Origin of the sequence: uncultured Campylobacter sp., assembly GCF_937997465.1 — a bacterium.
GTDB lineage: Bacteria > Campylobacterota > Campylobacteria > Campylobacterales > Campylobacteraceae > Campylobacter_A.
Genome location: NZ_CALKTQ010000277.1, coordinates 1 through 3,808, shown reverse-complemented (window position 1 = coordinate 3,808; position 3,808 = coordinate 1). Strand labels below are relative to the sequence as shown.

Here is a 3,808-nt window from a genome sequence, read left to right as displayed (position 1 = left end):
GCGGATGCGTGAGCCGCCCAAATATCCTTATGTTTTACGATCACGAATTTAACCATAAAAGGGCCTGGGCGCAGCGCAAAAAGTACGATGCGTGGCTTAGCCATAATATGAACTCGCGCATAGTTATAATCGAGATCGGAGCTGGGCTTGCCGTACCAACGATCAGGATTTTTGGAGAAAAGATGGCAAAAAGATTTAAAATGGCTCATCTAATCCGCATAAACCCGGTAGATACCCACGTAAGCGCATATAGAGGCATGGCGATAAAGGCTGGAGGACTTGAGGGATTAAAGATGCTCCTGGGTTAAACCAGGAGCGTAAAATTTGCCGATATTTCGCCGTTTTTTATCGGCGAAATTTGATTTACGAAGTGAAATTTGGCGTCCGCTTTTAGCTCGCCTTTTATCAAATTTACCGCTTTGACGATAGCTAAAAGCGAGATCTCGTCGCCCGAGCTTAACTCTAGTTTTAGCGACTTTACGGATGCCGTCGGTACTCCAAGACCGCTTTTAAATTTAGTGTGAAGCTCGCTTAACCTGCAATGAACGTCAAATTTAATCATCCTATCTCCTTTGGTTAAATTTGATAAAATTATATATTTTAAAACGGACAGAACCGTGTCCAAATACGTGCCAAAAAAAGGAAATGAGATGAAAATTTTGCACGCAAGCGATTTGCACTTTGATAAGGCCAAATTTGATCAAATTTGGGGGCTAGAATTTGACGTTTGCTGCATAAGCGGCGATCTGATAGACGCAAGCCAAAAGGGCGTTAGCGAGCAAAAGGCTTGGGTCGGGCGGTGGCTTGAAAATTTTAAAGGAAAAATATTTGTATGTAGCGGCAACCACGATGTAGACGGCTCTGGCGATGCCGCATGGATGAAAATGCCAAATGTTTACGCAGACGGCGATATAAAGGCGATTGAAGAGATAAAATTTGGTTGCGTTCCTTATATGTGTACGGATATTTTGGACTTTGCGGAGTGCGACGTGCTGCTCGCACATGTCCCGCCCGCTCACACGCAAACGGCCGTTGAGTGCGGTAGAGATTTTGGCGATAAAGAGCTTTATAGGGCGCTAAAGCACGGGCTACTAAAAGCAAAAATCATCCTTTGCGGGCACGTGCATGATCCGCTATCAAGAGTCGATAAAATCGGCAACTGCAAGATATATAACTCAAGTCTAGAGCTTAATATTTTAGAAATTTAACTGCCGATCGGCAACCAAATTTGTTAAATTTGGACCGCGAAATGTCCTAAAATGCAAGTAAAATCATCCAAAAAAGGAGCTGCCATGGATGATATTTTACTACCGCCCCAGATCGAAAACAAAATCAAACTTTGGGCGCTAAGAGCGATCGAAAAATTCGGCATGCCAGATAGTTTTTTTCAAAAGTTCGACGGCATCTTGCAAGAGGGTGAATCTGTGGCAGAAGCAAAAATCAGGTTCAAAAATCTCCTAGCCGAGCTTGAAAAATCAAAAATAACCAGCATTGAGACTTTAGATAGAAATTTGGATGCTTTGTGTGCGGTGCTAAATTTAGATGAAATAAACAGAAAAATCATAGAATTTGCCGTAATCGTAAATGAATTTGCCGCTCTCCAAGACATTTGTAGGTATCTGGGAGATATGCACATTATCGCTTTTTACGAGGTTTTGGGCTATATCATAGGCGTGCCTACCGCACATGTAAAAGAAGCACTATGTCCCGAATCAAAGCTAAGACAAAGCAATATTTTAGAAATGAACGAGAGGCAAGATATCAGGCTTGATTGCGTATTTAAGTTTTTTTACATCTACTTTAGCACAGATATGTTAAACGCTCAGGGCGATATTTTAGAGGTTTTTAGATCGACGTTTTTTAAAGCAGGCAAGTCATCGCTCAAATTTGATGATTTTAGGCATATAAAAGTAGACGAAGCCACGATAAAAAGCCATATTTTAAAGGCGGATAAGGGCGTAAATATTTTGCTTTACGGACTTCCCGGCACGGGTAAGACCGAGTTTGTCAAAATGATAGCCGCCGAGTTAGACAGAAATCTTTACGAAATAGCCTCAAAAAGCCGATATACAGACGATAATTATAGCGGTGAAAAGCGATTTTTATCGCTAAAAACTGCGGACAAGGTTTTAAATAAAGAGCGCGACATCATAATGTTTGACGAGATAGAGGATGTTTTTAAAGGCACAGAAAGGATGTCTAAAGCGTTATTTAACTCGACTTTAGAGAGCAACAGCGTACCGACATTTTGGATAACCAACGACATAGACGAGATAGATAACGCCTATATCAGGCGCTTTGATATGGTTATAGAGTTTAAAATCCCGCCCAAATTTAAGCGACTAGAAATACTAAAGCGCTACACAAACGGCCAAGTAAGCGAGGAATTGCTCAAAAAGCTAGCTAAAAACAGAGCTATCACGCCTGCGCTAATATCCGGCGCGACAAAAGTCATTTCAAATTTAAGTCATGAAAGCAAGGATGAAGCGTTTAAAAATTTGATAAAAAGTAGCCTAAAAGCGCAAGGTTTCGTTACTGCTAAAAAGAAAGGCAAGAAAGATAAAAACAAGGAGATAAATTTGCCGCAAAACTACGACGTGAGTTTGATAAACGCGAGTGTAAATTTAAAAGAGCTGGCAAAAGGTATAAAAGAGAGCAAAAACGCTAGGCTTTGCCTCTACGGTCCGGCGGGCACTGGCAAGAGCGAGTATGCTAAATTTATCGCCAAAAGCCTAAATAGCAAGCTAATCATCAAAAAAGCAAGCGATCTCATCGACTGCTACGCGGGAAACACGGAGAAAAACATCGCAAACGCTTTTAAAGAAGCCAAAGATCAAAACGCCGTGCTGGTATTTGACGAGATAGATAGCTTTTTGCAAGATAGGAATAAGGCTATAAGGAGCTGGGAAATAACGCAGGTAAATGAAATGCTAGTGCAAATGGAGGGCTTTGATGGGGTGTTTATCGCCACGACGAATTTGATGGAAGGTTTGGATAGGGCTAGCATTAGGCGCTTTGATATGAAGGTGGAGTTTGGCTATATGGACGGTACTCAGGCAGCTAAACTACTACAAAAAGAGTGCGAGTCGCTAGGTATAAGCGTAGATAAAACGGCAAAAAATAGCGTAGAAAAAATCAAATTTCTAACGCCTGGGGACTTCGCCACGGTAGCAAGATCGGCTAAATTTAGTCCTATTTTAAGCACGGGCGAATTTATAGATAGACTAAACGAGGAAATAAAGCATAAGAATATCGAAGACAATGGGCGCAGGGTGGGGTTTTAAAGGATAATTTTGAATGAGTTTTTGCCGGAACTACCGGCAAACTAATGCTAAATGAGTAAAACCGTAACACTATTTTAAGAAATTTGATGGTTTTTGCCATTTTTCCTAAAATTTTTTGAAGCTTATTTGTATAGGGTATCAAGAAAGGCGGTTATGGACTTAAAAGACTTAAAAAACGTTTTAAATGCAAAAGGCGAGATAATGGGCTTTTGCGGTACTTTTACGGAAGAGGAAATTTTACAAAAGATTGCGGAGTTGCCTATAAAAAGAGCAAAATTTGTGGCCTTAAATTTTACGGCAAATCCTGAAATGCCGCTAGAAGTAGTATTAAAAATAGTAAAGGAGGTGGAACAAATTTGTAGTAAAAAATCAAAAATAGTTTTTAGCGTAAATACGCATAAGCTTTTAAGCGAAAAAATCAAGGTGTGGCTTTTGGCTACAGGCGTTTAAAAACGTGCAAAAAATGTATCGGCACGAAAATCAAAAAAGGATAATCAATGATCTACGAAAAAATAAAAGAACTA

4 protein-coding genes and 1 pseudogene are annotated in these 3,808 nt (G+C 40.2%); 4 read left to right on the top strand and 1 reads right to left on the bottom strand.

The window, feature by feature from the left end; all coding sequences use genetic code 11:
- Positions 1 to 308 (top strand): annotated as a pseudogene (locus Q0546_RS09185) (NAD-dependent deacetylase); the annotation flags it as partial.
- On the opposite strand, the gene Q0546_RS09180 reads toward Q0546_RS09185, so the two are convergent.
- Entirely contained in the window at positions 305 to 562 is a 258-nt protein-coding gene (locus tag Q0546_RS09180) for a hypothetical protein (RefSeq protein ID WP_298792416.1), read from the bottom strand. The pseudogene Q0546_RS09185 and the gene Q0546_RS09180 overlap by 4 nt on opposite strands.
- Positions 563 to 650: 88 nt before the next feature.
- Here Q0546_RS09180 and Q0546_RS09175 point away from each other — a divergent pair, with 88 nt between their 5' ends.
- The 3 genes from Q0546_RS09175 to Q0546_RS09165 all read left to right on the top strand — a co-directional run bounded on the left by Q0546_RS09175 (position 651) and on the right by Q0546_RS09165 (position 3,734).
- Positions 651 to 1,208, top strand: a complete 558-nt coding sequence (locus Q0546_RS09175; RefSeq protein WP_298792414.1) for a metallophosphoesterase — start codon at positions 651 to 653, stop codon at positions 1,206 to 1,208.
- Positions 1,209 to 1,292: 84 nt separating this feature from the next.
- Positions 1,293 to 3,284, top strand: a complete 1,992-nt coding sequence (locus Q0546_RS09170) for an ATP-binding protein (protein ID WP_298792412.1) — start codon at positions 1,293 to 1,295, stop codon at positions 3,282 to 3,284.
- 153 nt (positions 3,285 to 3,437) lie between these two features.
- On the top strand, positions 3,438 to 3,734 hold the full coding sequence (locus tag Q0546_RS09165) for a hypothetical protein (RefSeq protein WP_298792410.1): 297 nt from the start codon (positions 3,438 to 3,440) through the stop codon (positions 3,732 to 3,734).
- The last annotated feature ends 74 nt before the right edge of the window (positions 3,735 to 3,808 follow it).

Coding starts and splice junctions, on each gene's coding strand:
- Q0546_RS09180 (WP_298792416.1), bottom strand. CDS start 562: ATGATTAAATTTGACGTTCATTGCAGGTTAAGCGAGCTTCACACTAAA.
- Q0546_RS09170 (WP_298792412.1), top strand. CDS start 1,293: ATGGATGATATTTTACTACCGCCCCAGATCGAAAACAAAATCAAACTT.
- Q0546_RS09165 (WP_298792410.1), top strand. CDS start 3,438: ATGGACTTAAAAGACTTAAAAAACGTTTTAAATGCAAAAGGCGAGATA.
- Q0546_RS09175 (WP_298792414.1), top strand. CDS start 651: ATGAAAATTTTGCACGCAAGCGATTTGCACTTTGATAAGGCCAAATTT.